General features: G+C 59.2%; 22 protein-coding genes. 10 read left to right on the top strand and 12 right to left on the bottom strand.

Features of this window, described 5'->3' with window-relative positions:
• Positions 1-432 (bottom strand): co-chaperone YbbN, encoded by a 432-nt coding sequence (locus CQ009_RS24520; RefSeq protein ID WP_105708984.1) that lies wholly within the window; start codon positions 430-432, stop codon positions 1-3.
• A 249-nt stretch (positions 433-681) separates the two neighbouring features.
• On the opposite strand from CQ009_RS24520, the gene CQ009_RS24525 reads away from it, so the two are divergent.
• From CQ009_RS24525 to CQ009_RS24565, 9 genes are all read left to right on the top strand, one after another.
• Positions 682-930, top strand: a complete 249-nt coding sequence (locus tag CQ009_RS24525) for a type II toxin-antitoxin system Phd/YefM family antitoxin (protein WP_105708985.1) — start codon at positions 682-684, stop codon at positions 928-930.
• A gap of 380 nt (positions 931-1,310) precedes the next feature.
• Positions 1,311-2,159, top strand: a complete 849-nt coding sequence (locus CQ009_RS24530; RefSeq protein ID WP_105708986.1) for a transporter substrate-binding domain-containing protein — start codon at positions 1,311-1,313, stop codon at positions 2,157-2,159.
• A gap of 51 nt (positions 2,160-2,210) precedes the next feature.
• Complete coding sequence (locus CQ009_RS24535) at positions 2,211-2,873, top strand: amino acid ABC transporter permease (protein ID WP_003225455.1); 663 nt, start codon at positions 2,211-2,213, stop codon at positions 2,871-2,873.
• Between the two features lie 9 nt (positions 2,874-2,882).
• Positions 2,883-3,545: an amino acid ABC transporter permease gene (locus CQ009_RS24540; protein WP_105708987.1), complete on the top strand. Its 663-nt coding sequence runs from the start codon at positions 2,883-2,885 to the stop codon at positions 3,543-3,545.
• The gene (locus tag CQ009_RS24545; RefSeq protein ID WP_105708988.1) at positions 3,542-4,339 is read left to right on the top strand and encodes an amino acid ABC transporter ATP-binding protein; all 798 of its coding nucleotides are present in this window, start codon (positions 3,542-3,544) and stop codon (positions 4,337-4,339) included. Before CQ009_RS24540 ends, CQ009_RS24545 begins: the two co-directional genes overlap by 4 nt.
• Positions 4,340-4,369: 30 nt before the next feature.
• Positions 4,370-4,759, top strand: coding sequence for a RidA family protein (locus CQ009_RS24550; RefSeq protein ID WP_064390263.1), 390 nt, complete (start codon positions 4,370-4,372; stop codon positions 4,757-4,759).
• A gap of 157 nt (positions 4,760-4,916) precedes the next feature.
• The gene (locus tag CQ009_RS24555) at positions 4,917-5,681 is read left to right on the top strand and encodes an IclR family transcriptional regulator (RefSeq protein ID WP_105708989.1); all 765 of its coding nucleotides are present in this window, start codon (positions 4,917-4,919) and stop codon (positions 5,679-5,681) included.
• Between the two features lie 42 nt (positions 5,682-5,723).
• The gene (locus tag CQ009_RS24560) at positions 5,724-6,938 is read left to right on the top strand and encodes an amino acid deaminase (RefSeq protein WP_105708990.1); all 1,215 of its coding nucleotides are present in this window, start codon (positions 5,724-5,726) and stop codon (positions 6,936-6,938) included.
• A 157-nt stretch (positions 6,939-7,095) separates the two neighbouring features.
• The gene (locus CQ009_RS24565) at positions 7,096-8,031 is read left to right on the top strand and encodes a sugar kinase (RefSeq protein ID WP_105708991.1); all 936 of its coding nucleotides are present in this window, start codon (positions 7,096-7,098) and stop codon (positions 8,029-8,031) included.
• Between the two features lie 100 nt (positions 8,032-8,131).
• On the opposite strand, the gene CQ009_RS24570 is transcribed toward CQ009_RS24565, so the two are convergent.
• The gene (locus CQ009_RS24570; RefSeq protein ID WP_007912322.1) at positions 8,132-8,407 is read right to left on the bottom strand and encodes a peptidylprolyl isomerase; all 276 of its coding nucleotides are present in this window, start codon (positions 8,405-8,407) and stop codon (positions 8,132-8,134) included.
• Positions 8,408-8,458: 51 nt separating this feature from the next.
• The gene (locus CQ009_RS24575; protein WP_105708992.1) at positions 8,459-10,996 is read right to left on the bottom strand and encodes a PAS domain-containing sensor histidine kinase; all 2,538 of its coding nucleotides are present in this window, start codon (positions 10,994-10,996) and stop codon (positions 8,459-8,461) included.
• Positions 10,997-11,127: 131 nt separating this feature from the next.
• Between CQ009_RS24575 and CQ009_RS24580 the strand changes: the two genes are divergently transcribed.
• Entirely contained in the window at positions 11,128-12,234 is a 1,107-nt protein-coding gene (locus tag CQ009_RS24580; RefSeq protein ID WP_064390258.1) for a PilT/PilU family type 4a pilus ATPase, read from the top strand.
• A gap of 6 nt (positions 12,235-12,240) precedes the next feature.
• Here CQ009_RS24580 and CQ009_RS24585 read toward each other — a convergent pair whose 3' ends face one another.
• The 9 genes from CQ009_RS24585 to CQ009_RS24625 all read right to left on the bottom strand — a co-directional run bounded on the left by CQ009_RS24585 (position 12,241) and on the right by CQ009_RS24625 (position 24,327).
• A complete protein-coding gene (locus CQ009_RS24585) occupies positions 12,241-14,196 on the bottom strand; it encodes an acetoacetate--CoA ligase (RefSeq protein ID WP_105708993.1) in 1,956 nt (651 codons plus the stop codon).
• Positions 14,197-14,333: 137 nt separating this feature from the next.
• A complete protein-coding gene (gene hbdH / locus CQ009_RS24590; protein WP_064390256.1) occupies positions 14,334-15,107 on the bottom strand; it encodes a 3-hydroxybutyrate dehydrogenase in 774 nt (257 codons plus the stop codon).
• A gap of 7 nt (positions 15,108-15,114) precedes the next feature.
• On the bottom strand, positions 15,115-16,506 hold the full coding sequence (locus tag CQ009_RS24595) for a GntP family permease (protein ID WP_064390255.1): 1,392 nt from the start codon (positions 16,504-16,506) through the stop codon (positions 15,115-15,117).
• 285 nt (positions 16,507-16,791) lie between these two features.
• Positions 16,792-18,207, bottom strand: a complete 1,416-nt coding sequence (locus CQ009_RS24600) for a sigma-54-dependent Fis family transcriptional regulator (protein WP_064390254.1) — start codon at positions 18,205-18,207, stop codon at positions 16,792-16,794.
• Positions 18,208-18,370: 163 nt separating this feature from the next.
• Positions 18,371-19,951 carry an ABC transporter ATP-binding protein gene (locus CQ009_RS24605; protein ID WP_105708994.1) on the bottom strand — a complete coding sequence of 527 codons (1,581 nt, stop codon included), beginning with the start codon at positions 19,949-19,951 and terminating at the stop codon, positions 18,371-18,373.
• Between the two features lie 9 nt (positions 19,952-19,960).
• Positions 19,961-20,983, bottom strand: coding sequence for an ABC transporter permease (locus CQ009_RS24610; RefSeq protein WP_064390252.1), 1,023 nt, complete (start codon positions 20,981-20,983; stop codon positions 19,961-19,963).
• Positions 20,983-22,044 carry a microcin C ABC transporter permease YejB gene (locus tag CQ009_RS24615; RefSeq protein ID WP_064390251.1) on the bottom strand — a complete coding sequence of 354 codons (1,062 nt, stop codon included), beginning with the start codon at positions 22,042-22,044 and terminating at the stop codon, positions 20,983-20,985. Before CQ009_RS24615 ends, CQ009_RS24610 begins: the two co-directional genes overlap by 1 nt.
• A complete protein-coding gene (locus tag CQ009_RS24620) occupies positions 22,044-23,912 on the bottom strand; it encodes an extracellular solute-binding protein (protein ID WP_105708995.1) in 1,869 nt (622 codons plus the stop codon). The genes CQ009_RS24615 and CQ009_RS24620 overlap by 1 nt, the downstream gene beginning before the upstream one ends.
• Before the next feature lie 133 nt (positions 23,913-24,045).
• Positions 24,046-24,327, bottom strand: coding sequence for a peptidylprolyl isomerase (locus CQ009_RS24625; RefSeq protein WP_007912303.1), 282 nt, complete (start codon positions 24,325-24,327; stop codon positions 24,046-24,048).
• Positions 24,328-24,377: the final 50 nt, after the last annotated feature.

The raw sequence follows: 24,377 nt of genomic DNA on the forward strand, positions 1-24,377 counted from the left end.
TCAGGAAAAGTCCCATCGGCTTGCGCGTGGGATCGTACAGAGGGTGCGCAGGGTCTGCCGAAGCCAGGTCAGATCATGCGAGGGTTTGCGGGGGGCGGAGGGGGCTTTGGTCCTGCCGATATGCTCGGCGAAATCCCGTGCAAGCGTTTCTTCGGTGCCGATGCCTTTGAGCTTTTTCACCAGCCTGCCGTTCTTGTAGAACAGCACTGTCGGCGTGCCGGTCACTTGCGGATGGCGGGGCGACTCGCTGGTGTTGAGCATATAAATGTCGGCGCGCTGCCGGTACGGCTCGGCTGTCTGACGAAAGATCGGCCCGGCCCATTCGCAGGCAGGGCAGTGTTCGTTGGCGAAATACAGAATCACCGGGCGCCAGGTTTTCAGGGCTTTGCAATAAACCGGAGCCAGATCGGTATTCGATGCGATGGCTTTCATTGAAATCTCCTTTTCAATGACCTTGTAGGTTCAATGACGTTAAAGGAGAGGGGGCAACAAGGTCTACTGTCAGAAATTACAGGTGCGCGTAAAAACCGTGAGTTTTTTCCCACGAATTTACGAGAGCTACCCGACGAGCAAGACAGAAACGTCGGAAAAGAACGCATGATATCTTCAGTCGCATTGAAGTCATGACTCGTTTGGAGTGCTATTTTGGGTGCCACTCAAAGCCCCTTAAGGAGTACCGTCATGGCATACATCATTCTTTCTCACGTAGTTGCGAGTATTTCCGAATTGAAAAAAAACCCGATGGGAACCGTCGCCGCCGGGGGTGGGCAGTCAGTCGCGATTCTCAACCGAAATGAGCCAGCGTTTTACTGTGTACCCGCCAAAGAGTACGAGACGATGATGGCGCGCCTGGAGGACCTGGAGTTTATAGCGCTCTGCAAGGAGCGGGAAAATGACCCGACTATCAAGGTCTCGATAGATGACTTATGAGCTGGAGTGTCAAGGATGAAATCTTGATCGTCACCGTGATAGCTGTCGGTAAACGGGAACGGGGCGATGGTTATAAAGAAGCCGCCAAACGCTGAATTGCTTTTAAAAGCTGAATCCATGTCTCAGGGTTTGCACCGAACCGGATCACCCAAGCCCCAAATGGGAACCTCCTACTCGCGGTGTGTAGCCCACAGTAGCGCGTTCAATCCAAGTTGCGTCTCGCGATAACTTCCCTGTTTGCTGCATCCCATTGATTCCAGAAACATTTCAATCCATTGCAGATTCTCACTGAATCCTGTGGCACACTTTCTGCTGTCTATTCCGTAGTAACAAACCGTGTTCCGGTATAGCGGAATAAACACAAATCTGGAGTGCTTGCCATGCATCGCCGTCCTTCGTTGTTCAAAGCGTGTGTTTTTCTTCTCGCGGCTTCGTCCGCTGTCATGGGTATGGCCCAGGCGGCCGACGGCAAGCTCGACAGTGTGCTGGCCCGGGGGAAATTGATTGTCGGCACCGGCAGCACCAATGCGCCGTGGCATTTCCAGGGCGCGGACGGCAAGTTGCAGGGTTTTGATATCGACATTGCGCGGATCGTCGCCAAAGGTCTGTTCAACGATCCGAGCAAGGTCGAGTTCGTGGTGCAGTCGTCCGATGCGCGGATTCCCAATCTGCTCACCGACAAGGTTGACATGAGCTGCCAGTTCATCACTGTCACCGCCAGTCGTGCGCAGCAAGTCGCATTCACGCTGCCGTACTACCGCGAAGGCGTCGGCCTGTTGCTGCCGAACAACAGCAAGTACAAGGAAATCGAAGACCTGCAAGCCGCCGGCGACAGCGTCACCGTGGCGGTGCTGCAGAACGTCTACGCCGAAGAACTGGTGCACCAGGCACTGCCCAAAGCCAAGGTCGATCAGTACGACAGCGTCGACTTGATGTATCAGGCGGTGAACTCCGGCCGCGCCGATGCCGCCGCCACCGACCAGTCCTCGGTCAAATACCTGATGGTGCAGAACCCTGGCCGCTACCGCAGTCCGACCTATGCCTGGAGCCCGCAAACCTACGCGTGTGCGGTTAAACGCGGCGATCAGGATTGGTTGAATTTCGTCAACACCGCGTTGCATGAGGCCATGACCGGCGTTGAATTCCCGACTTACGCGGCGTCGTTCAAGCAATGGTTCGGCGTAGATCTGCCGTCGCCCGCCATCGGTTTCCCAGTCGAATTCAAATGATCCCGTGAGAGTGGGGCGATTCACGTCGCCCCGCTCAAGGTACTGCTGACTATGAACTATCAGTTGAACTTTGCCGCCGTATGGCGCGATTTCGACACCTTGCTGGCGGGGCTCGGTCTGGGCCTCGAACTGGCACTGGTGTCGATCGCCATCGGCTGCGTGATCGGCCTGCTGATGGCGTTTGCGCTGCTGTCAAAGCATCGCGCCCTGCGGGTGCTGGCTTCGGTGTACGTCACGGTGGTGCGTAACACGCCGATTCTGGTGTTGATTCTGTTGATCTACTTTGCACTGCCGAGCCTTGGGATCCGTCTGGACAAGATCCCTTCGTTCATCATTACGTTGTCGCTGTATGCCGGCGCCTACCTGACCGAAGTGTTCCGCGGCGGTTTGCTGAGCATTCCCAAAGGGCAGCGCGAAGCCGGACTGGCGATCGGTCTTGGCGAGTGGCAGGTCAAGGCCTATGTCACCGTGCCGGTGATGCTGCGCAATGTTTTACCGGCGTTGTCGAACAACTTCATCTCGCTGTTCAAGGACACCTCGCTGGCCGCCGCGATTGCGGTGCCGGAGCTGACCTATTACGCGCGCAAGATCAACGTCGAAAGCTACCGGGTGATTGAAACCTGGCTGGTGACCACGGCGTTGTATGTCGCGGCCTGTTACCTCATTGCCATGCTGCTGCGATACCTGGAGCAGCGTTTGGCAATCCGCCGATAGGAGGCTGCGATGTACGAATCTCCCAGTTGGTTACATGAATTGTGGATCGCCCGTGAACCGCTGTGGCAGGGCTTCCTGACCAGTGTGCAAGTGTCGGCGCTGGCAATTCTGCTCGGCACGATGCTTGGCGTGGTCGCCGGTCTGGTGCTGACCTACGGCAAATTCTGGATGCGCGCGCCGTTTCGTTTTTACGTCGATCTGATTCGTGGCACGCCGGTGTTTGTGCTGGTGCTGGCCTGCTTCTATATGGCACCGGCGCTGGGCTGGCAGATCAGCGCGTTCCAGGCCGGCGCCTTGGGCTTGACGCTGTTTTGTGGCTCGCACGTCGCCGAAATTGTCCGTGGCGCGCTGCAAGCCTTGCCCCGCGGACAGATGGAGGCGAGCCAGGCCATCGGTCTGACGTTCTACCAATCCCTCGGCTACGTGTTGTTGCCTCAGGCACTGCGGCAGATCCTGCCGACCTGGGTCAACTCATCCACCGAAATCGTCAAGGCCTCGACCTTGCTCTCAGTGATCGGCGTCGCCGAATTGCTCCTCAGCACCCAACAGATCATCGCCCGAAACTTCATGACCCTGGAGTTTTACCTGTTCGCCGGTTTTCTGTTCTTCGTCATCAACTACGGCATCGAAATACTCGGCCGGCACATTGAAAAGCGGGTGGCCTTGCCATGACTGAAGCTCAAGTTTCCAACGTTCAAAACGGCCAGCCGCTGCTGGACATCCGTGGTTTGCACAAGCAGTACGGTGCGGTCGAAGTCCTTAAGGGGGTCGACTTGAGCATGCAGCGCGGCAACGTGGTCACGCTGATCGGCTCCAGCGGTTCGGGTAAAACCACGCTGCTGCGCTGCGTGAACATGCTCGAAGAGTTTCAGGGCGGGCAGATCCTGCTCGACGGCGAATCGATCGGCTATGACGAAACCAACGGCAAACGCATCAGGCACGCTGAAAAAGTGATTGCCCGCCATCGCGCAATGACCGGCATGGCGTTCCAGCAATTCAATCTGTTCCCGCATCTGACCGCGTTGCAAAACGTCACCCTGGGCCTGCTCAAGGTGAAGAAGATGCACAAGGACGAAGCCGTAGTGCTGGCCGAAAAATGGCTGGAGCGCGTCGGTTTACTGGAGCGGCGCAATCACTTCCCCGGCCAGTTGTCCGGTGGTCAGCAGCAGCGCGTGGCGATTGCCCGTGCTATCGCGATGAACCCGAGCCTGATGCTGTTCGACGAAGTGACTTCAGCCCTCGACCCGGAGCTGGTCGGCGAAGTACTCAACGTGATCAAGGGCCTGGCCGAAGACGGCATGACCATGCTGCTGGTGACCCACGAGATGCGTTTTGCGTTTGAGGTCTCGGACAAGATCGTTTTCATGAATCAGGGGCGAATCGAAGAGCAGGGGCCTCCCAAGGAGCTGTTCGAACGCCCGCAATCACCGCGTCTGGCTGAGTTTCTGAAAAGCACGCGGTTTTAATCTTTCGTTTTGTAATCAGGAGAAATACCCATGAGCATTACTCGTTACGGCACCGGCAGCACCGCCGCTGGCGGCCAGCCACGCCCATTCGCGCGCGCTGTTGAGGCGGATGGCTGGCTGCATGTGTCCGGACAGGTGCCGGCGGTGGATGGCGAGATCATTGTTGGTGGCATTGTCGAGCAGACCCACCAGACCATGACGAACCTGATCGCGATTCTTGAAGAGGCCGGTTATGGCCTGGAAGACGTAGTACGCGCCGGGGTGTGGCTGGACGATCCGCGTGATTTCAGCAGCTTCAACAAGGTTTTCGGCGAGTACTTCAAGCCCGAACATGCACCGGCGCGGGCCTGTGTGCAGGCGAGCATGATGGTCGACTGCAAGGTCGAGATTGATTGCATTGCGTACAAGAAGAAACCCTGACCAATACGCGGATCGTTCCTACGCTCTGCGTGGGAATGCCTCTCGGAACGCTCCGCGTTCCAAGGGACGCAGAGCGTCCCGGGCTGCATTCCCACGCGGAGCATGGGAACGATCATTAGCGGTAAACTCCCGGCGACTTTGAATGGGAACCACTGAAATGACCGAAGACACCATCAAGCGCCGGGCCCGCGGTCTGGACCGGGCGTTCGATATCCTCGATTTCCTCAAGGAAGTCGGCCAGCCGCTGCGCCCGAACGACATCGCCAACGGCATCGGCAGCCCGAAATCCACGGTCTACGAACTGGTCGCTTCGCTGCTGGAACGACGGATTCTCGAGCCGGTAGGCAAGGACGGTCATGTCTATCTGGGACGGCAACTGTACTTTCTCGGTCAAGCGCATTTGCGCCATTTCGACCTCAGTCGCGAGGCCGATCACGCCCTGCAGGAGATCGTCAGCCAGACCCGTGAAACCGCGCAGATGTGCTTGCTCAACGGGCGCAAATACACGGTGGCGTTGATGAAGGAGGGCGAGCGGCATTTCCGCATTTCCTCCGACATCGGCGAAAACGCGCCGATCCCGTGGACGGCTTCCGGACGCCTGCTGCTCGCGCACTTGAGCGATCAACAGATCATCGACCTGATCGACGAAGACGACTACATCCTGCCCGATGGCGAGCGTTTGCCTCTGGAACGTTTTCTCGCGGAAATCCGGCAGGCGGGTATCGATGGATTTTTCTCCTTCGACAGCGTCGCCGACACCTTCACCCATTGCTTCGCCGCGCCGGTCAAAGACCGCAATGGCATCGCGATTTGCACCTTGTGCATCGTCGCTCCACGGGCCGATGCGAAGAACAATTACAACGACTATCGCCGGGTTCTGATCGAGAGCGCCAACAGCCTCGCCCGGCGTATCAACGAATAACCGCGGCTGCCTGCGGCCGCGTAAAAAGTGAGGAGTTCGACCATGACGACTGCCATCAATACTGCTGTGGAAAAGGGCGACGCGGCCATTGGCGCGCACCTGACGCGCGACGTCAGCCTGCCAGCGCTGGTGCTGCATCGCGAGGCGCTGGAGCACAACATTCGCTGGATGCAGAAGTTCGTCAGCGACAGCGGCGCGCAACTTGCGCCTCATGGCAAAACCAGCATGACCCCGGCACTGTTCAAGCGTCAGCTCGACGCCGGCGCGTGGGGCATCACCCTCGCCAGCGCGACCCAGACTCGTGCCGCTTACGCCCATGGCGTACGCCGCGTGCTGATGGCCAACCAATTGGTGGGCACGCCGAACATGGCACTGATTGCCGATCTGCTCGTCGATCCCGCGTTCGATTTCCATTGTATGGTCGATCACCCGGACAACGTCGCCGATCTCGGTGCCTACTTCGCTTCGCGCGGGGTGAAACTCAACGTGATGATCGAATACGGCGTCGTTGGCGGACGTTGCGGTTGCCGCAGCGAGCAGGAAGTCATCGAACTGGCCAAGGCGATCAACGCCCAACCGGCGCTGGCCCTGACCGGCATCGAGGGCTACGAAGGGGTGATTCACGGCGATCACGCGGTCAGTGGCATTCGGCAGTTTGCCGCGTCGCTGGTGCGTCTGGCGGTGCAGTTGCAGGACAGCGGCGCGTTCGCGATCGCCAAGCCGATCATCACCGCTTCGGGCTCGGCGTGGTACGACCTGATTGCCGAATCGTTCGAAACGCAGAACGCGGCAGGGCGTTTCCTCAGCGTGTTGCGACCGGGCAGTTATGTGGCGCATGACCATGGGATCTATAAGGAGGCGCAGTGCTGCGTGCTCGACCGTCGCAGTGATTTGCACGAAGGTTTGCGCCCGGCGCTGGAAGTCTGGGCGCATGTGCAGTCGCTGCCGGAACAGGGTTTTGCAGTGATTGCACTGGGCAAGCGTGACGTCGCGTTTGACGCCGGTTTGCCGGTGCCGTTGTTGCGTTACAAGACGGGTGTTGTGCCAGCCGTGGGCGATGATGTCAGTGCCTGCAAGGTCACGGCGGTGATGGATCAGCACGCGTTCATGACGGTGGCGCCGGGCGTTGAATTACGTGTGGGTGACATCATTTCCTTTGGTACGTCGCACCCGTGTCTGACGTTCGACAAGTGGCGTGTAGGGTTGTTGGTGGATGAGCAGTTGTCGGTGATCGAGAGCATGGAGACTTGTTTCTAAAGCTTGAGACCGAGTCGCGGCCAATCGCTGGCAAGCCAGCTCCCACAGGGTTCAGTGTTGATTAAAAAATTTGTGAGCGACATGAATCCTTGTGGGAGCTGGCTTGCCAGCGATGAGGCCCGCCCAGACATCCGCGCATCAACGGAGACAGCACAAGATGAACACCCTGAGCCCCTTGGGCCCGAACACCCCGCGCATCGCCCTGATCGGCGAATGCATGATCGAACTGCAGCAACGCGCCGACGGCAGCCTGCAGCAAAGCTTCGGCGGCGACACGCTCAACACAGCGGTGTACTTGTCCCGCGCAATGGGCGACAAGGCCCGGGTCGACTACGTCACCGCGCTGGGCGACGACAGCTTCAGCGATGCCATGTGCCAGATCTGGACCAGCGAAGGTATCGGCCTCGATCTGGTTCAACGCCTGCCGGGTCGCTTGCCGGGCCTGTATTGCATCCAGACCGACGCCAACGGCGAGCGTCGTTTCCTTTACTGGCGCAACGAAGCGGCAGTGCGCGATTGTTTCACCACCCCGGCAGCCGAACCGATTCTGGCGGCGTTGCCGGATTACGACGTGTTGTATTTCAGTGGTATCACCCTGGCGGTGCTCGGTACGAAGGGCCGTGAGCGATTGATCCAGACCCTGATCGAAGCGCGTCAGCGCGATGCGCGGATTGTCTTCGACAACAACTACCGCCCGCGCTTGTGGGCTTCGGTGGACGAGGCGCGTGAGGCCTATCGCAGCGTATTGCCGTACGTTGATCTGGCATTGTTGACGGTGGATGACGAACAGGCACTGTTTGGTTTTGCCGATTGCGATGCGGTGTTTGATGCTTACGCGCAGTTCGGCACCCCGGAAGTGGTGCTCAAGCGCGGCGCCGAGGCGTGCCTGATTCGCTGTGATGGCGAGGCATTTGAGGTGCCGGCGCAGAAAGTCGCAAAGGTGGTGGACACCACCGCAGCGGGGGATTCGTTCAGTGCGGCGTATCTGGCCAGTCGACTGCTCGGCGGGAGTACGGAAGAGGCTGCCGAGGCGGGGCATCAGTTGGCCAGCCGGGTGATTCAGGTGCCCGGGGCATTGATTCCCAGAACCTGAATGCAATCCCTGTAGGAACTGCCGAAGGCTGCGATCTTAAAAACCAGATCAAAAGATCGCAGCCTCGTTTCACTCGACAGCTCCTACAGGAAAGCGATATTTAATCCCGGTAAAACACCTGCACCAGGTGATAGCCGAACTTGCTCTTGATTGGCCCATGCACCGTACGCAGTGGTTTTTTGAAGATCACCGCGTCAATCGCGCCGACCATCTGCCCAGGCCGCACTTCACCCAGATCGCCGCCGCGCTTGCCGGACGGGCAGGTCGAAAATTTCTTGGCCAGTACATCGAACGCTTCACCTTTGGCGATGCGTTGCTTGAGCTGTTCGGCCTCTTCGGCGGTTTTTACCAGAATGTGGCGGGCTTGGGCTTTCATCTTGCGATACCTGATAACGGGGTGACGGCGGGGCGCGGATTATGCCTCAAGTCACGGATTTTGACTGATCATCGTGCGGATCTTGTTCGCCAGCAGCTCAATGGCAAAGGGTTTGGCGACCATGTCCATACCGTCTTCGAGAAACCCTTGCCGCTCGGCGGCCTTTTGCGCGTAACCGGTCATGAACAATATTTTCAGCCCTGGGCGATGCTGGCGGGCGATCTCCGCCAGTTGCCGGCCGTTCATGCCAGGCAGGCCGACATCCGTGACCAGCAGGTCGACCCGCAGATCAGACTCCAACAGCGGCAAAGCGGTTTTCGCGTCTTCGGCCTCAAAGGCCTGATAACCCAGCTCGCGCAGCAGGTCGAGCACCAGCATGCGCACCGCAGGATCGTCCTCGACCACTACCACGGTTTCGCCGGTTGCAGCCGGCGCCGGCTGCTGGATCGGCGCACTGGCCGGGCGTTCCAGCTCCAAGCCCTGCAGGCGTGGCAAGTACAGGCGCACACAAGTGCCTTGCCCCGGGAGGCTGTCGAGGCTCACATGCCCGCCCGATTGCTGAGCGAACCCGTAAATCATCGACAGCCCAAGCCCGGTACCCTGACCAATCGGTTTGGTAGTGAAGAACGGATCGAACGCCTTGGACCTGACCGACGCCGTCATGCCCGAACCGTTATCGCTGACCGCGAGCATCAGGTAATCACCGGCCTTGACCGGCTCCAGCGTGGTGATGTCGCTGCCATCGAGGTAGACGTTGGCGGTTTCGATCAGCAACTCGCCGCCGTCAGGCATTGCATCGCGCGCATTGATCACCAGGTTGAGCAAGGCGTTTTCCAACTGGCTGACGTCGGTGCTGACAGGCCAGAGGTCATCGGCCAGCTGCAACTTGAGTTCGATCGGATCACCTTTGGTCCGGCGGATCAGATCTTCCAGGGAATGAATCAGCTCATTGACGTTGAGCTGCTTGCGATCCAGTGACTGGCGTCGCGAAAACGCCAGCAGACGATGGGTCAAGGCTGCTGCACGATTGGCCGAGGAGACTGCTGCTTCGGTAAAACGCCCGATCTCGTTGGCGCGGCCATCGGCAATATAGCGCTGCATCAAATCGAGGCTGCCGATGATTCCGGTGAGCATGTTGTTGAAGTCATGGGCAATGCCGCCGGTGAGCTGACCGACCGCTTCCATTTTTTGCGCATGGCGCAACGCATCCTCGGCACGCTCGCGTTCGAACATCTCGTTCTGCAGACGCTGGTTGGCCTGCGCCAGTTGTTCGGTGCGGGCGCTGACCCGTTCCTCGAGCGTTTCATTGAGGTTGCGCAGGGCTTCTTCGGTTTTCTTGCGCTCGGTTTCATCGATCACGAAAATGTAGAAACCGTTGACCGCGCCGTCCGCACCGTGACGAGGCAAGTAGTTCATCAAGGCGTGGCGGTTGCTGCCGTCGCGGTGCGTGGTGTACAGGCTGAAGGAACAAGACCTGCCAGCCAGTGCTTCGGCAATGTACGGCGCGCGCAGGAAGTAGGCTTCCTCGCCGATAACGTCGCGAATGGTTCGACCATAGAGTTCTTGCGGTGTCAGGCCATACCAGTCCAGATACGCCGCGTTGTTGAGCCTGAAGCGTTCTTCGCGATCGACATAGCTGATCAGGATCGGCATGGCGTTGATGATCAGCTGCAATTCCGTCTGGCTCTGGCGCAACGCCTGCTCGGTGTGTTTGCGCTCAGTCAGGTCCAGCGCGGCGCCGAGAAAACGCACTGGCCGACCGTGATGGTCCTTGTAGCAGCGGCCCCGGGCAAACACCCAGCGCAACTCGCCATCGGGCTGCAACAGGCGATATTCCTCGGCGTACTCGGTGCCGTGGGTGATGCAGTGCTTGATGCTGCGCGCGATCATGGCGCGGTCTTCAGGGTGCACGCCTTGCAGGTAAGCGCTGATCGGCAGCTGATCGGCTAGGGCCGGATCGACGCCGTGCAACTGCGCAAAGTGGCTGTCAGCGATGAAGCGGTCTTCGCCGATGTCCCAATCCCAGGTGCCGACAGCGTCAGTGGCGGCCAGCGCCAATTGCAGACGTTCCTCGGATTCGCGCTGGGCCTTGAGGCTTTCTTCCGAGCGTTGTTTGAGTTCGAGGGCGATCCGCCGCCGTTCATTGGTTTCGATGGCGGTGACCAGAATGCCCGCCACTTGCGCGGTTTCATCGCGGATCGGGCTGTAGGTCAAATCCAGCCAGAAGTCGGATTCCTGCCCTTCACGTTGCAGGGTAAAGCGTCGCTCGCTGTAGGTGCGCACCTGGCCTTGCAGGACGGCGCTGTAGATCGGGTCGGTAAAGTCTCGAAGTTCAGGCCATACCAGGTGCGCCGGTTGTCCGAAAGCGTGCGGATGCTTGTTGCCGGCGAGCATGGCGAAGCCGTTGTTGTAGATCTGCGTGAGCTGCGGGCCCCAGAGTAACAGCATCGGCATCGGCGAGTGGAGCACGATGTCCACGGCGGTGCGCAGGCTTTGTGGCCAGGCACTGGCATCGCCCAGCGGGCTGCGGCTCCAATCGGTGCGGGCGATCAGCGCCTGAGCATCGTCGTGGGTGGGTACGGCATTCATCGCGTCAGTCCTGCGTGTCGTTCGTTAAGCGGCGTCTACTATTCTTCAGGGACGGTAGACGCTCAATGTACCGCTGCGTCACGGCAGCAGGGCATGTCTGAATATTGGAAGCTTCGCGGGTACTGGTGGCCATGGAAATCGATGCACTGTTAACACGTTTTGCCCGGGAGCACGGCTCGGACTTGTTCTTGTCTACGGGAGCGCCACCCAGTGCGCGTTTTCAGGGGGTGCTGACGGCGCTGAGTGCGCAGCCGTTCAGACCCGGCGAGGTCGCGACCATCGCCAATTCCCTGATGGACGCCGAACAGCGTCAGGAGTTCGACCGCGATCTGGAAATGAATCTGGCGATCTCGCGCGCCGGTATCGGACGTTTTCGGGTCAACCTGTTCAAACAACGCAATGAGGTGTCGATTGTAATCCGTAACGTCAAACTCGACATTCCACGTTTTGAAGACCTCAAGCTGCCGCCGGTGCTGCTCGAAGCGGTGATGCTCAAACAGGGGCTGATCCTGTTCGTCGGCGCCACCGATTCCGGTAAGTCGACGTCACTGGCGGCGTTGATCGATCATCGCAATCGTCACAGTAGCGGGCATATCGTGACCATTGAAGACCCGATCGAGTACATCCACCGGCACCAACGGTCGATCATCAATCAACGCGAAGTCGGTGTCGACACGCGCAGTTTTCATGCCGCACTGAAAAACACCCTGCGCCAGGCACCTGACGTGGTGCTGATCGGTGAAATCCGCGACCGCGACACCCTGGAACATGCGCTGGCATTTGCCGAAACCGGGCATCTGGTGCTGTCGACCCTGCACGCGAACAACGCCAATCAGGCGCTTGAGCGAATCATCAACCTGTTTGCCGAGGAGCGCCGGCCGCAGTTGCTGCATGCTTTGGGCAACAACCTCAAGGCCTTTGTTTCTCAGCGATTGGTGCGCACACTGGACGGCCAGCGGCGGGCTGCGGTCGAGTTGCTGCTGGGGACGCCGACCATCGGCGACCTGATCCGGCGTAATCAGTTGGGCGAGCTCAAGGGCATCATGGAAAAATCTACCGAGCTGGGCATGCAGACGTTCGATGGCGCGCTGCACGCACTGGTGCTGGAAGGTGCAATCAGCGAAGACGAGGCGCTCAAGCATGCCGACTCGGTGAACAACCTGCGCCTGCGCTTGAAATTGCAGGCCGATGCTGCACCGGCGCCACCCACCTCGGGTGAGTGGGGCTTGATGGAATGAGCGGATTCAGTCGTCGAGTTCAGGGCGCTGGCGAAACTGCTCCAGCGCCTCGGGATTGGCCAGCGCGTCGGTGTTCTTGACCTTTTCGCCGTGCACCACATTACGCACGGCCAGTTCGACGACCTTGCCGCTGATCGTGCGTGGAATATCGCTGACCGCGACTATCTTCGCCGGCACATGCCGTGGTGTGGTATTGGCGCGGATCACCTGCCGAATCTGCTGTTGCAGAGGGTCGTCGAGTGTTACGCCGTCTGCCAGACGCACAAACAACACCACGCGCACGTCGTCTTGCCATCGCTGACCGATGGCGACGCTGTCGAGCACTTGCGGGACTTTGTCCACCTGACGATAGATTTCCGCGGTGCCGATACGTACGCCGCCGGGGTTGAGTACGGCATCCGAGCGGCCATGAATCATCATGCTGCCGTTGGGCAATTGTTCGGCGTAATCACCTTGCGCCCAGACGCCGGGAAACAGACTGAAATAGGATTGCTGCAGTTTGCTGCCATCCGGGTCATTCCACAGGCCGATCGGCATCGCCGGGAAATGCCGGGTACAGACCAGTTCACCTTTCTCGCCGGTCACCGGTTGACCGGCGTCGTTCCAGACTTCAACGGCCATGCCCAGGCTCTTGCCCATGATTTCGCCACGACGCACCGCTGACAGCGGATTGCCATTGACGAAGCACGAGACAATATCGGTGCCGCCGGACATCGACGCCAGGCACACGTCGGTTTTGAAGTCGCGGTAGACGAAGTCATAACTTTGCGGCGACAGCGCCGAGCCGGTGCACAGCAGGGTTTTCAGGCTGCGCAGATCATGGCTGTCGCGCGGTTTGCTGCCATCGCTTTGCAGGGTCGCGAGAAACTTTGGGCTGGTGCCGAACACGCTGATGCGTTCATCGTCGATCAGATCGAGCAACCGCTGATGATCCGGATAGAACGGCGAGCCGTCGTACAGGACTACTGCGCTGCCGACCGCGAGGGCCGATACCAGCCAGTTCCACATCATCCAGCCGCAGGTGGTGTAGTAGAACAAACGCTCGCCGGGGCCAAGATCACAATGCAGGCCATGTTCCTTGACGTGTTGCAGCAACACGCCGCCGGTGCTATGCACAATGCATTTCGGCACGCCGGTGGTGCCACTGGAATACAGCACGTAGAGCGGATGATCGAACGCCACCGCGACGAAATCCGGATCGCCGCCGGGTTGATAAAAGTCATCCCAGAGCGTCACTTCGGCGCGTGTCCGGTAATCGGCGAGGCGCGCTTGCGGGCGTGCGTAAGGCACGACAATAAGCTGCTTCAGTGTTGGCAGCCGTTGGAGAATTTCATTGAGCTTGGTGGTTTGGTCGATCTCTTTACCTGCATAGCGATAGCCGGCGCAGGTGATCAGCACCTTCGGCTCGATCTGGCCGAAACGGTCGATGACGCCGTGCGTGCCGAAATCCGGCGAAGAGCACGACCAGATGGCGCCGAGGCTGGTGGTCGCAAGCATCGCCACCAGCGTCTGCCAGGTATTCGGCATGCACGCGGCCAACCGATCGCCGAGGCCGACGCCGCAAGCCTGCAAACTGGCCTGGAAGCCGGCGACATGCTCGGCCAGTTCGGCCCAGCTCAGTTGCTCGCGCTGGCCGTTTTCCGCCACTGCCACGACCGCCACGGCATCGTCACGGCGGCGCAGCAGGTGTTCAGCGAAGTTCAGGGTGGCACCGGGAAACCATTCGGCGCTGGGCATTTGTGCACCTTCACGCAGCACCGCATCAGGTTGAGTGTGAAAACGGATGTCGAAGAAATCGACGATGTCCTGCCAGAATTGTGGACGCTGCTCGATGCTCCATTGGTGCAGAGCAGGGTAGTCGTCGAGATTCAGCGCATGACGCTGATTGACCGCGCGCCGGAAGGTGTCCATGCGCGATTGGGCGATACGGTTGGCGTCGGGTTGCCAAAGGATGTCGGACATTGTTTGCCTCTTGTTTTAGCTTCAGATCCAGACACGGGCAGGCACACTCCACAGGTAGTCAGCAGATTCCAATTTTACCCTGCACCTGTGGGAGCGTGGCTGGCCCGCGATGAACGTTAACGCGGTCTTTCAACCGACTACTGCGCCAACCACCCACCATCAATATTCCACGCCGCGCCCCTTACCTGGCTACCCGCCTCACTGCACAGAAACAACACCAACTCGCCCAAATGCTGCGGTGTGACGAACTCCAGCGACGGCTGCTTTTCAGCGAGCAGGTCATGCTGCGCCTGTTGCGGATCGACACCCTTGGCGGCGCGATCATCGATCTGCTTCTGCACCAGCGGCGTCAACACCCAGCCCGGGCAGATTGCATTGCAGGTGACATTGCTGGTCGCGGTTTCCAGGCCAACCACTTTGGTCAAACCGATCACCCCGTGTTTGGCCGCGACATACGCAGCCTTGCCGGTCGAACCGACCTGACCGTGCACGGAGGCAATATTGATGATCCGCCCCCAACCTTTCGTGCGCATGCCCGGCAGGCTCAAGCGCGTGCTGTGAAATACCGACGACAGGTTGATCGCAATGATCGAATCCCAGCGCTCGACCGGAAATTCCTCGACAGCGGCGACATGCTGGATGCCAGCGTTATTGACCAGAATGTCGACGCCGCCGAACTCACGCTCGGCGTAGGCGATCATCTCGGCGATCTGCGCCGGGTCGCTGACATCGGCCGGATGATGGCCAACCCGGCCGCCGAACTGGCCGACTTCGGCGATGACGCTCGTGGCATCACCAAAACCGTTGAGGATCAGGTTGGCCCCAGCCTTGGCCAGACTTAACGCAATACCCAGGCCGATGCCGCTGGTGGAGCCGGTAACCAGTGCGGTCTTGCCGGAAAGAGTGGTCATGAGTACCTCACACAATGCCAGTGGCGTAGAAAGTGCCGATCACGACGAAGACCGCAAGGGTCTTGATCAGCGTAATACAGAAAATGTCTTTATAGGCTTCGCGGTGGGTCAGGCCGGTGACCGCGAGCAGGGTGATCACCGCGCCGTTGTGCGGCAAGGTATCCATGCCTCCACTGGCCATCGCCGCTACACGGTGCAGCACTTCCAGTGGAATGTTCGCCGCGTGCGCGGCGCTGATGAACTGCTCGGACATCGCCGCCAGCGCGATACTCATGCCGCCCGACGCCGAACCGGTGATCCCTGCCAGTAACGTCACGGTGATGGCTTCGTTGACCAGCGGATTGGGAATCTGCTTGAGCCAGTCAGCCAAGACCAGAAAGCCCGGCAGCGAAGCGATTACAGCACCGAAACCGTATTCCGACGCAGTGTTCATCGCCGCCAGCAACGCGCCACTCACTGCGCTTTTGCTGCCCTCGGCGAGCTTGCTGCGAATCGCCTGAAAGCCGAACGCCAACACCATCAGAATGCCCACCAGCAAAGCCGCCTGCACCGCCCAGATTGCCGTCAGCTTGGCTATTTCGGTGGTAACCGGCGTAGCCATGCCCGGTAGCGCGAGGCTGTGGGTCTTGCCGTACCACTGCGGAATCCACTGGGTGAACAGCAGGTTCATGATGCCCACTGCCAGCAGCGGCGACAGCGCAATCCATGGGTTCGGCAGTTTCAGGTCTTCGGCTGTTTCCGGTTCGTTGCGCAACTCGGTCCCGTAGCCTTCACCGGCGCGCTGCGCCTTGTTGCGCTGACGTTGCAGAAACAGCATGCCGGTGCAGAAGACGAAAATCGTGCCGATCACGCCCAGCCACGGCGCCGCCCAAGCGGTGGTATTGAAGAACGTGCTGGGGATGATGTTCTGGATCTGCGGGGTCCCGGGCAGGGCATCCATGGTGAACGAAAACGCCCCGAGGGCGATGGTCGCCGGGATCAGGCGTTTGGGGATATTGCTCTGGCGGAACATCTCGGCGGCAAACGGATACACCGCAAACACCACGACAAACAGCGACACACCACCGTAGGTGAGCAGGGCGCAGACCAGTACGATCACCAGCATCGCCTGTTTGGTCCCGAGCAGACGAATGGCGGCAGCGACAATCGAGCGTGAGAAGCCCGACAGCTCAATGAGTTTGCCGAACACCGCACCGAGCAGGAATACCGGGAAATACAATTTGATGAAGCCGACCATTTTCTCCATGAACACCCCGGTAAAGGCTGGGGCGACGGCAGAAGGATCGGTCAGCAGCACGGCGCCGAGGGCGGCGATCGGTGCAAAGAGAATAACGCTGTAGCCACGGTAGGCCGCGAGCATCAGCAGCGCGAGGGCTGCCAAGGCAATGATCACACTCATGGTGTGTCTCTCCAGAATTGTTATTTTTGTGGTTGAAACGGGTGCAGGAGAGGCTAAAGCGAGATTTGTGCCAGGTATATAAGTTATTGAAATATAAAGATATTAGGTGTTTTTGTGGGGCGTGTTTCAATGGGTTGTCTCCGTTTGGAGACTTTTTCGGCAGATCAAAAGATCGCAGCCTTCGGCAGCTCCTACACTGGATTGGATGAACCTCCGTAGGAGCTGCCGAAGGCTGCGATCTTTTGATCTTTAAATGGATAATCTCAAATCAGAGATCAAGTCTCGTTATTGAGACTCGGCAATCCCCAACGCAACCATTTTCTTATACAACGTCGACCGCCCAAGCCCCAACCTTGCCGCCGCTGCCGGCACTTTCCCCGCGCACTGCGCCAGCGTTGACTGGATCAACTGCCGATCAAAGCGCTCGCGAGCCTGCGCATAGGTTTCCACGGGCAGCGTTTCAATCGTAGGCGCAGAGCTGCGCTCAACCTGAGTCAACGTGCCGATGGCGGCGCGAATATCGCTCTCTGTCAGCATCAGGTCATCGCTAAGCAACGCCGCCCGTTCCAATACATTGCGCAGTTCGCGAATGTTTCCCGGCCAGGCATGCTGGCCGAGCAGTTGCAGCGCATCGTGGTGCAATTCGTGCTGGCTGCGCAGTTCTTCCAGAATCGCTTCGCTCAGTGCCGGCAGATCATCAAGACGCTCGCGCAATGGCGGCACCTGGATCGGCAGTACGTTGAGGCGGTAATACAAGTCGGCGCGGAACTCGCCGCGTTTGATCGCCGCTTGCAGATCCGTCGACGTCGCGGCAATCACTCGCACATCGCTCTGGATCACCTCGTTGGAGCCGACCGGTTCAAACTCTTTTTCCTGCAGTACGCGCAGCAGCTTGCTTTGCAACGGCAGCGGCATGTCACCGATCTCGTCGAGAAACAGTGTGCCACCCTGGGCAATCTGCAGTTTACCGGTGCGGCCCTTGCGGTCGGCGCCGGTAAACGCGCCCGGTGCGGTGCCGAAAAATTCCGCTTCCAGCAATGCCTCGGGAATCGCCGCGCTGTTGATGCTGACGAACGCCTTGTGCGCCCGTGGCGAAGCACTGTGGATCGCTTGCGCGAGCAACTCCTTGCCGGTGCCGGTTTCGCCGAGCAGCAATACCGGCGAATCGGCGCTGGCACTGCGTCGCGCACGACGTTTGACTTCAAGGCTGGCCGCGCTGGTGCCGATGAAGTGGGCGAAGTTGTATTTGGTCTGGCGGGCGCGCAGCAGCGAACGCGTCGAGGCCAGTTCTTCCTGCATGCTCAGGTAGCGCTTGAGCATCGGCGACAAGGTGCGTAATTCATCGAACAGGGCAAAACCGATGGCGCCGATGACGCTGCCAGCATCATCGTGGATCGGCAGACGCATCACCACCAGCGGCTCTTTCGGGGTGTCCTGCATGTCCAGCAGGATTGGCCGCCCGGTGCGCACCACTTCGCGCAGCAGGCTGCCGGGGATCACGCTTTCGCAGGGTTTGCCGATGGCTCCGGCAGCGGACTCGAGGCCAAAGCGACGGGCGTAACGCTCGTTCATCCAGACGATGTTGGCATCACGATCGACAATCACCGTGCCTTCGCTCGATTGCTCGATGATCTCGAACAGCGAGCGGATCGCCAGGGTGCGCACCCGTTGGTAGTCCTTGAGGCTTTCGGTGGAGTTCATGTGCAGACAGATCCGGAATTCGGGTTGTTAATGGCGGCCTCATCGCTGGCAAGCCAGCTCCCATAAGGTTCGCGATTGTTCACAGATGGGGTGCGCACCCGTGAAACCTGTGGGAGCGGGCTTGCCAGCGATGGCCGCGACTCGGTTTTACGTCTGGCGCCGATCATGCCTGGCGCGGATGTGCCGCCGCCAACAGCTCTCGGGTATACGGATGCTGTGGCGCATCGAACACCTCATGACTGGCACCGCGTTCGACCACTTGGCCATCCTTGATCACGATCATGTCGTGGGCGAGGGCGCGTACCACCGCCAGGTCATGACTGATGAACAGATACGTCAGGCCATGCTTTTCCTGAAGATCACGGAGCAGGGCGACCACTTGTTTCTGCACCGTGCGATCGAGTGCCGAAGTTGGTTCGTCGAGCAGGATCAGCGCCGGTTTCAGTACCAGCGCCCGAGCGATCGCAATGCGTTGTCGCTGACCGCCGGAAAACTCGTGTGGGTAGCGATGGCGGCTTTCGGGGTCGAGGCCGACTTCCTTGAGTACGCGGATCACTTGCTCATCACACTCATTGGCCGTTGACTCGCAATGCACCTCAAGCCCTTCGCTGATGATTTGCGCCACCGACATGCGCGGGCTGAGACTACCGAACGGGTCCTGAAACACCACCTGCATCTGTCGCCGCCAAGGCCGCAGTTGCTTCTGGTCCAAACCATCGAGCGCGGTGCCCTGGAAACGGATACTGCCCTCGGAATCGAGCAGGCGCAGGATCGCCTGACCCAATGTCGATTTTCCCGAACCGGATTCACCGACGATGCCCAGAGTCTTGCCGCGCTGGATACTCAGGCTGATGCCGTCCACTGCACGCAGGTATTGCTTGCGCTGAAACAGCCCGCCACCGATGACAAACTCGACTTTAAGGTCTTCGACTTGCAGAACATTCTCACGCTCATCACGGGGCAACGCTTGGCCGTCGGGTTCGGCGTTGAGCAGCACGCAACTGTAAGGGTGTTTCGGCTCGGTAAACAGCGTTTCGCACGGTGCCTGCTCGACAATCTGCCCGGCCTTCATTACGCAGACGCGCTGAGCGATGCTGCGCACCAGATTGAGGTCGTGACTGATCAACAGCAGGGACATGCCCAAACGTTGTTGCAGGGATTTGAGCAGCAGCAGGATCTTGCGCTGCACCGTCACATCGAGTGCGGTGGTTGGCTCGTCGGCAATCAACAGTTCCGGTTCGCAGGCCAACGCCATGGCGATCATGACGCGTTGCCGTTGGCCGCCGGACAACTGATGCGGATAAGCCTTGAGCCGCTCCTCGGGTTTCTGGATGCCGACCAGGCCGAGCAATTCAAGGATGCGTAACCGTGCCGCCTTGCCGCCAAGGCCACGGTGGAGCAACAGGGTTTCGCCTATCTGTTTTTCGATGGTATGCAGCGGATTGAGCGAGGTCATCGGCTCTTGAAAGATCATCGCTATACGGTTGCCGCGCAGTTCACGCAACACCTTCGGGTCGGCCCCCACCAGTTCCTGGCCACGATAACGAATGCTGCCAGTGGTTTGTGCATCGCCTTCAGGCAGTAGTTGCAGAATCGAATGCGCGGTCACCGATTTGCCCGAGCCTGATTCGCCGACCAGTGCCAGGCACTCGCCGGGACGAATATCCAGGCACAGGTCGCGCACCACGTTCTGGCCATGGAAAGCGACATTGAGGTTACGAATTTCAATCAGGTTGTCAGTCATGGTCACGCTTCAGGATCGTGGGTCGAACGCGTCACGCAGCGCTTCGCCGATGAACACCAGTAAGGAAAGGATCAGCGCCAGGGTGAAAAACGCCGTCAACCCCAGCCAGGGCGCCTGCAGGTTCTGCTTGCCCTGACCGATCAGTTCGCCCAGCGAAGCGCTGCCGGCAGGCATGCCGAAACCAAGGAAATCCAGTGCGGTCAGTGTCGAGATTGCCCCCGTCAGAATGAACGGCAGATAACTCAGCGTCGCGTTCATGGCATTCGGCAGAATGTGCCGGACAATCACTTTGCGGTCAGTCAGGCCCAATGCGCGCGCAGCTTTGACGTATTCCAGATTGCGCCCACGGAGAAACTCGGCACGTACCACATCAACCAGCGCCAACCATGAAAACAGCGCCATGATCCCCAACAGCCACCAGAAGTTCGGCTCGACGAAGCCCGAGAGGATGATCAGCAGGTACAGCACCGGCAACCCTGACCAGACCTCGAGCAAACGCTGTCCGAGCAGGTCGACCCAGCCACCGTAATAGCCCTGTAACGCACCGGCCGCAATGCCAATCAGCGCACTGACGAATGTCAGCATCAAAGCGAACAGAATCGATACGCGCGCACCGAAAATCACCCGCGCCAACACGTCTCGCGCCTGATCGTCGGTGCCCAGCCAGTTGACGCCCGTCGGTGGGCTTGGTGCCGGTTTGTTGAGGTCGTAGTTTGGCGTGTCGTCACTGAACGGAATCGGTGGAAACAGCAGCCAGCCGCCGTCCTTGCGAATCAGGTTCTGCACATAGTCACTGCGGTAATCGGCCTGAAACGGCAATTGGCCACCGAACTCCTGTTCGGTGTGGCGCTTGAATACCGGGAAGTACCACTGGCCCTGATAACTGACCACCAACGGCTTGTCGTTGGCGATCAGTTCGCCGCCCAGCGTCAGCACAAACAGACCGATAAACAGCCACAACGACCACCAGCCCCGGCGGTTTTTCTTGAAACGTTCGAAACGCCGGCGACCCAGCGGCGAGAGCTTGAACATCAGGCATTCCTCGCGGCGAAGTCGATACGCGGGTCGACCAAGGTGTAGCAGAGGTCGCCGATCAGTTTTATCAGCAGGCCGAACAGGGTGAAGATGAACAGCGAACCGAACACCACCGGATAGTCCCGCGATACTGCCGCCTCGTAACTCATGCGGCCGAGACCGTCGAGAGAGAAAATCACTTCAATCAGCAACGAGCCGGCAAAGAACACGCTGATGAACGCCTGGGGAATGCCCGAGACCACCAGCAGCATTGCGTTACGAAACACATGCCCGTACAGCACGCGGCGTTCGCTCAAGCCTTTGGCGCGAGCCGTGACCACATACTGACGCGTGATTTCATTGAGGAACGAGTTTTTGGTGAGGATCGTCAACGTTGCAAAGCCGCCGATGACCAGCGCAGTCACCGGCAGCACCAGGTGCCAGAAGTAGTCGGCGATCTTGCCCAGGGTCGACAGCGAATCAAAGTTGTCCGAGACCAGTCCGCGCACCGGAAACCAGTTCAACGACGTACCACCGGCAAACACCACGATCAGGAACATCGCAAACAGAAACGCCGGCATCGCATAACCGATGATGATTGCCGTGCTGCTCCAGATATCGAAATGGCTGCCGTGGTGCACGGCTTTGCGAATGCCCAGCGGGATCGACACCAGATAGGTGATCAGCGTGGCCCAGAGTCCGAGTGAAAGGGTTACCGGCATTTTTTCGAGAATCAGGTCGGTGACCGTGGCGCCTCTGAAGAAGCTTTTGCCGAAGTCCAGCTGCGCGTAGTTTTTCAGCATCAGCCACAAGCGTTCATGGGCCGGCTTGTCGAAACCGTACTGTTTTTCGATATCCTTGATCAGTTGCGGATCGAGGCCACGACTCGCCCGAGAGGTACTGCTCATGGTTTCGCTGGAACCGCCGCCGACATTGCCACCGCCGATCCCTTGCAGGTGCGCAATGGCCTGCTCCACCGGGCCACCCGGCGCGGCCTGGATGATGACGAAATTGACCAGCAGGATAATCACCAGCGTCGGAATGATCAGCAGCAGGCGCCGTAGTATGTAAGCCCACATCAGTGCGGCCCTCCGGGTCTGCTTCGACTGATTTTTTCAGCGGTCATCTGTTGATTGGTCAGCGCCGTGCTGCTGATCTCCCACCAGCTATCGATGGCTTCGTCATTGCTGGCTTGAACTGTCGGTATGCCAAAGCGGTTCCACCAGACGGTCGACGTGCCTGGCGGGTAGTAATTGGGAATCCAGTAGTAATTCCATTGCAACACCCGGTCGAGGGCGTGCGCGTAATGCAGCATGTCCGATTGGGTAGAGGCGCGGATCAGTCCGTTGATCAACGTGTCGACTGCCGGGTTTTTCAGGACCATGTAGTTGTTGGCCCCCGGATCGTTGGCCGACGCGGAACCGAAGTAGTTGAGCAGCTCGCCTCCAGGCGCGGTGGTGACCGGATAGCCAGTGACGATCATGTCGTAGTCGCGGCTCATCAGGCGATTGACGTACTGCGAGGAGTCGATCCGGCGGATGTTGAGGTCGATGCCGATCTGCTTCAATGTGCGCTTGTACGGAAGCAGCAGGCGATCCATGCCGTTCTGACTGACCAGAAACGTGAAACTCAGGGGCTCACCTTCAGCATTCACCAGTTGATCGCCGTCCGGTTTCCAGCCAGCCTGTTCAAGCAGTTCGAGGGCTTGCAGTTGTTTGTCGCGGATGATGCCGCTGCCATCGGTTTTCGGCGCTTGGAAGACTTTCGTGAAGACTTCGTCGGGGATCTGTCCACGCAGCGGTTCAAGGATTTTCAACTCGGCGGCATCGGGTAAATTTCCCGCGGCGAGGTCGGTGTTGGAGAAGTAGCTTTGCTGACGGATGTACAGGTTGCGCATCATCTGCCGATTGCTCCATTCGAAATCCCAAAGCATGGCCAGCGCCTGACGCACACGACGGTCCTGGAACATCGGTTTTTGCAGATTGAACACAAAACCCTGGGCCGATTGCGGGGCCTCGGTGGCCAGGTGAGCTTTCTGCAGACGTCCGTCGCTCAACGCCGGGCTGTCGTAGCCGATCGAGTATCCGGTGGCGGAGAACTCGCGGTTGTAGTCGTAGGCGCCGCCGCGCAACACCTGGCGGGCAACGTCGGTATCGCCGAAGTACTCGATGCTGAAATGGTCGAAGTTGTACAGGCCACGACTGACCGGCAAGTCCTTGCCCCACCAGTCGGCATTGCGTTCGAAGGTGATGCTGCGCCCGGAATCGACCTTGCCGACGCGATACGGTCCGCTGCCCAGCGGCGGTTCATAACCGCCACCGCCGGCGAAGTCGCGACTCTTCCACCAATGCTCGGGGAATACCGGCAGGGTCGCGATATCCAGCGGCAGGGTACGGTTTTCGTTGTTCTTGAAGTCGAAACGCACGGTCAACGGTGCTTCCACTTCGACGCCTTTGACGTCGGCAAACTGAGTGCGATAACGCAGACTGCCCTGTGTCATCAGCAGATCGTAGGTATAGCGCACGTCTTCGGCGGTGATCGGTTTACCGTCGGCGAAGCGTGCCTTGGGATTGATGAAGAAGCGTAGTGAAAGCCCGTCATCCGAACGCTCGATCTTTTGTGCCACCAGACCATAGACGGTGTAAGGCTCGTCCATCGAGCGCTGGGCCAGCGGCGAATACAGCAGGCCGTCGATCTGCGTGACGCCGATGCCTTTGTCGATATACGGCAGCAAATGGTCGAAGTGACCGATTTCTATTGCCGAGCGGCGCATTGTCCCGCCTTTCGGTGCTTGCGGGTTGGTGTAGTCGAAATGGCTGAAACCGGCAGGATACTTGGCGGGTTCGCCATACACGGTCAGCGCGTGTTGCGGTGCTGCATTCACACCGCAGGCGCCCGACAGCAGGGCGAGGGCGGTAAGCATCAATGTTGGGAAAACCAGTCGCATTGTCAGCCTTGGAACCGGGTAATCGATAAGCGCAAGTTGTACGCGAGAGGCGCGCCAGTCGCCAGCCGTATGTGTAACTGAAACACAACGGCCCACCAAAAGGCGGGCCGTTGCAGAGCAATCGGACGACGAATCAGTCCTGACGGCTGGTGACTTCCAGCAGGTGATAACCGAACTGGGTCTTCACCGGGCCTTGCACGACGTTGATCGGTGCACTGAAGACCACGGTGTCGAATTCCTTGACCATCTGGCCAGGACCGAACGAACCCAGGTCGCCGCCCTGACGGCTGGATGGGCAAGTGGAGTTGGCCTTGGCGACTTCGGCGAAATCAGCGCCGCCTTCGATCTGGGCCTTGAGTTCGTTGCACTTGTCTTCGCTGGAAACCAGGATGTGGCGGGCAGTGGCTTTAGCCATGGGGAAAATCTCCGATCTATTTCAGTAAAGTGTGGAGCCTACCGGATTCA

Source organism: Pseudomonas sp. MYb2, from assembly GCF_002979955.1.
Classification (GTDB): Bacteria; Pseudomonadota; Gammaproteobacteria; order Pseudomonadales; family Pseudomonadaceae; genus Aquipseudomonas.

Bases quoted from the DNA above. Each gene is read 5' to 3' on its own strand.
- CQ009_RS24520 (WP_105708984.1), bottom strand. From the start codon at position 432: ATGAAAGCCATCGCATCGAATACCGATCTGGCTCCGGTTTATTGCAAA.
- CQ009_RS24525 (WP_105708985.1), top strand. From the start codon at position 682: ATGGCATACATCATTCTTTCTCACGTAGTTGCGAGTATTTCCGAATTG.
- CQ009_RS24530 (WP_105708986.1), top strand. From the start codon at position 1,311: ATGCATCGCCGTCCTTCGTTGTTCAAAGCGTGTGTTTTTCTTCTCGCG.
- CQ009_RS24535 (WP_003225455.1), top strand. From the start codon at position 2,211: ATGAACTATCAGTTGAACTTTGCCGCCGTATGGCGCGATTTCGACACC.
- CQ009_RS24540 (WP_105708987.1), top strand. From the start codon at position 2,883: ATGTACGAATCTCCCAGTTGGTTACATGAATTGTGGATCGCCCGTGAA.
- CQ009_RS24545 (WP_105708988.1), top strand. From the start codon at position 3,542: ATGACTGAAGCTCAAGTTTCCAACGTTCAAAACGGCCAGCCGCTGCTG.
- CQ009_RS24550 (WP_064390263.1), top strand. From the start codon at position 4,370: ATGAGCATTACTCGTTACGGCACCGGCAGCACCGCCGCTGGCGGCCAG.
- CQ009_RS24555 (WP_105708989.1), top strand. From the start codon at position 4,917: ATGACCGAAGACACCATCAAGCGCCGGGCCCGCGGTCTGGACCGGGCG.
- CQ009_RS24560 (WP_105708990.1), top strand. From the start codon at position 5,724: ATGACGACTGCCATCAATACTGCTGTGGAAAAGGGCGACGCGGCCATT.
- CQ009_RS24565 (WP_105708991.1), top strand. From the start codon at position 7,096: ATGAACACCCTGAGCCCCTTGGGCCCGAACACCCCGCGCATCGCCCTG.
- CQ009_RS24570 (WP_007912322.1), bottom strand. From the start codon at position 8,407: ATGAAAGCCCAAGCCCGCCACATTCTGGTAAAAACCGCCGAAGAGGCC.
- CQ009_RS24575 (WP_105708992.1), bottom strand. From the start codon at position 10,996: ATGAATGCCGTACCCACCCACGACGATGCTCAGGCGCTGATCGCCCGC.
- CQ009_RS24580 (WP_064390258.1), top strand. From the start codon at position 11,128: ATGGAAATCGATGCACTGTTAACACGTTTTGCCCGGGAGCACGGCTCG.
- CQ009_RS24585 (WP_105708993.1), bottom strand. From the start codon at position 14,196: ATGTCCGACATCCTTTGGCAACCCGACGCCAACCGTATCGCCCAATCG.
- hbdH (WP_064390256.1), bottom strand. From the start codon at position 15,107: ATGACCACTCTTTCCGGCAAGACCGCACTGGTTACCGGCTCCACCAGC.
- CQ009_RS24595 (WP_064390255.1), bottom strand. From the start codon at position 16,506: ATGAGTGTGATCATTGCCTTGGCAGCCCTCGCGCTGCTGATGCTCGCG.
- CQ009_RS24600 (WP_064390254.1), bottom strand. From the start codon at position 18,207: ATGAACTCCACCGAAAGCCTCAAGGACTACCAACGGGTGCGCACCCTG.
- CQ009_RS24605 (WP_105708994.1), bottom strand. From the start codon at position 19,951: ATGACTGACAACCTGATTGAAATTCGTAACCTCAATGTCGCTTTCCAT.
- CQ009_RS24610 (WP_064390252.1), bottom strand. From the start codon at position 20,983: ATGTTCAAGCTCTCGCCGCTGGGTCGCCGGCGTTTCGAACGTTTCAAG.
- CQ009_RS24615 (WP_064390251.1), bottom strand. From the start codon at position 22,044: ATGTGGGCTTACATACTACGGCGCCTGCTGCTGATCATTCCGACGCTG.
- CQ009_RS24620 (WP_105708995.1), bottom strand. From the start codon at position 23,912: ATGCGACTGGTTTTCCCAACATTGATGCTTACCGCCCTCGCCCTGCTG.
- CQ009_RS24625 (WP_007912303.1), bottom strand. From the start codon at position 24,327: ATGGCTAAAGCCACTGCCCGCCACATCCTGGTTTCCAGCGAAGACAAG.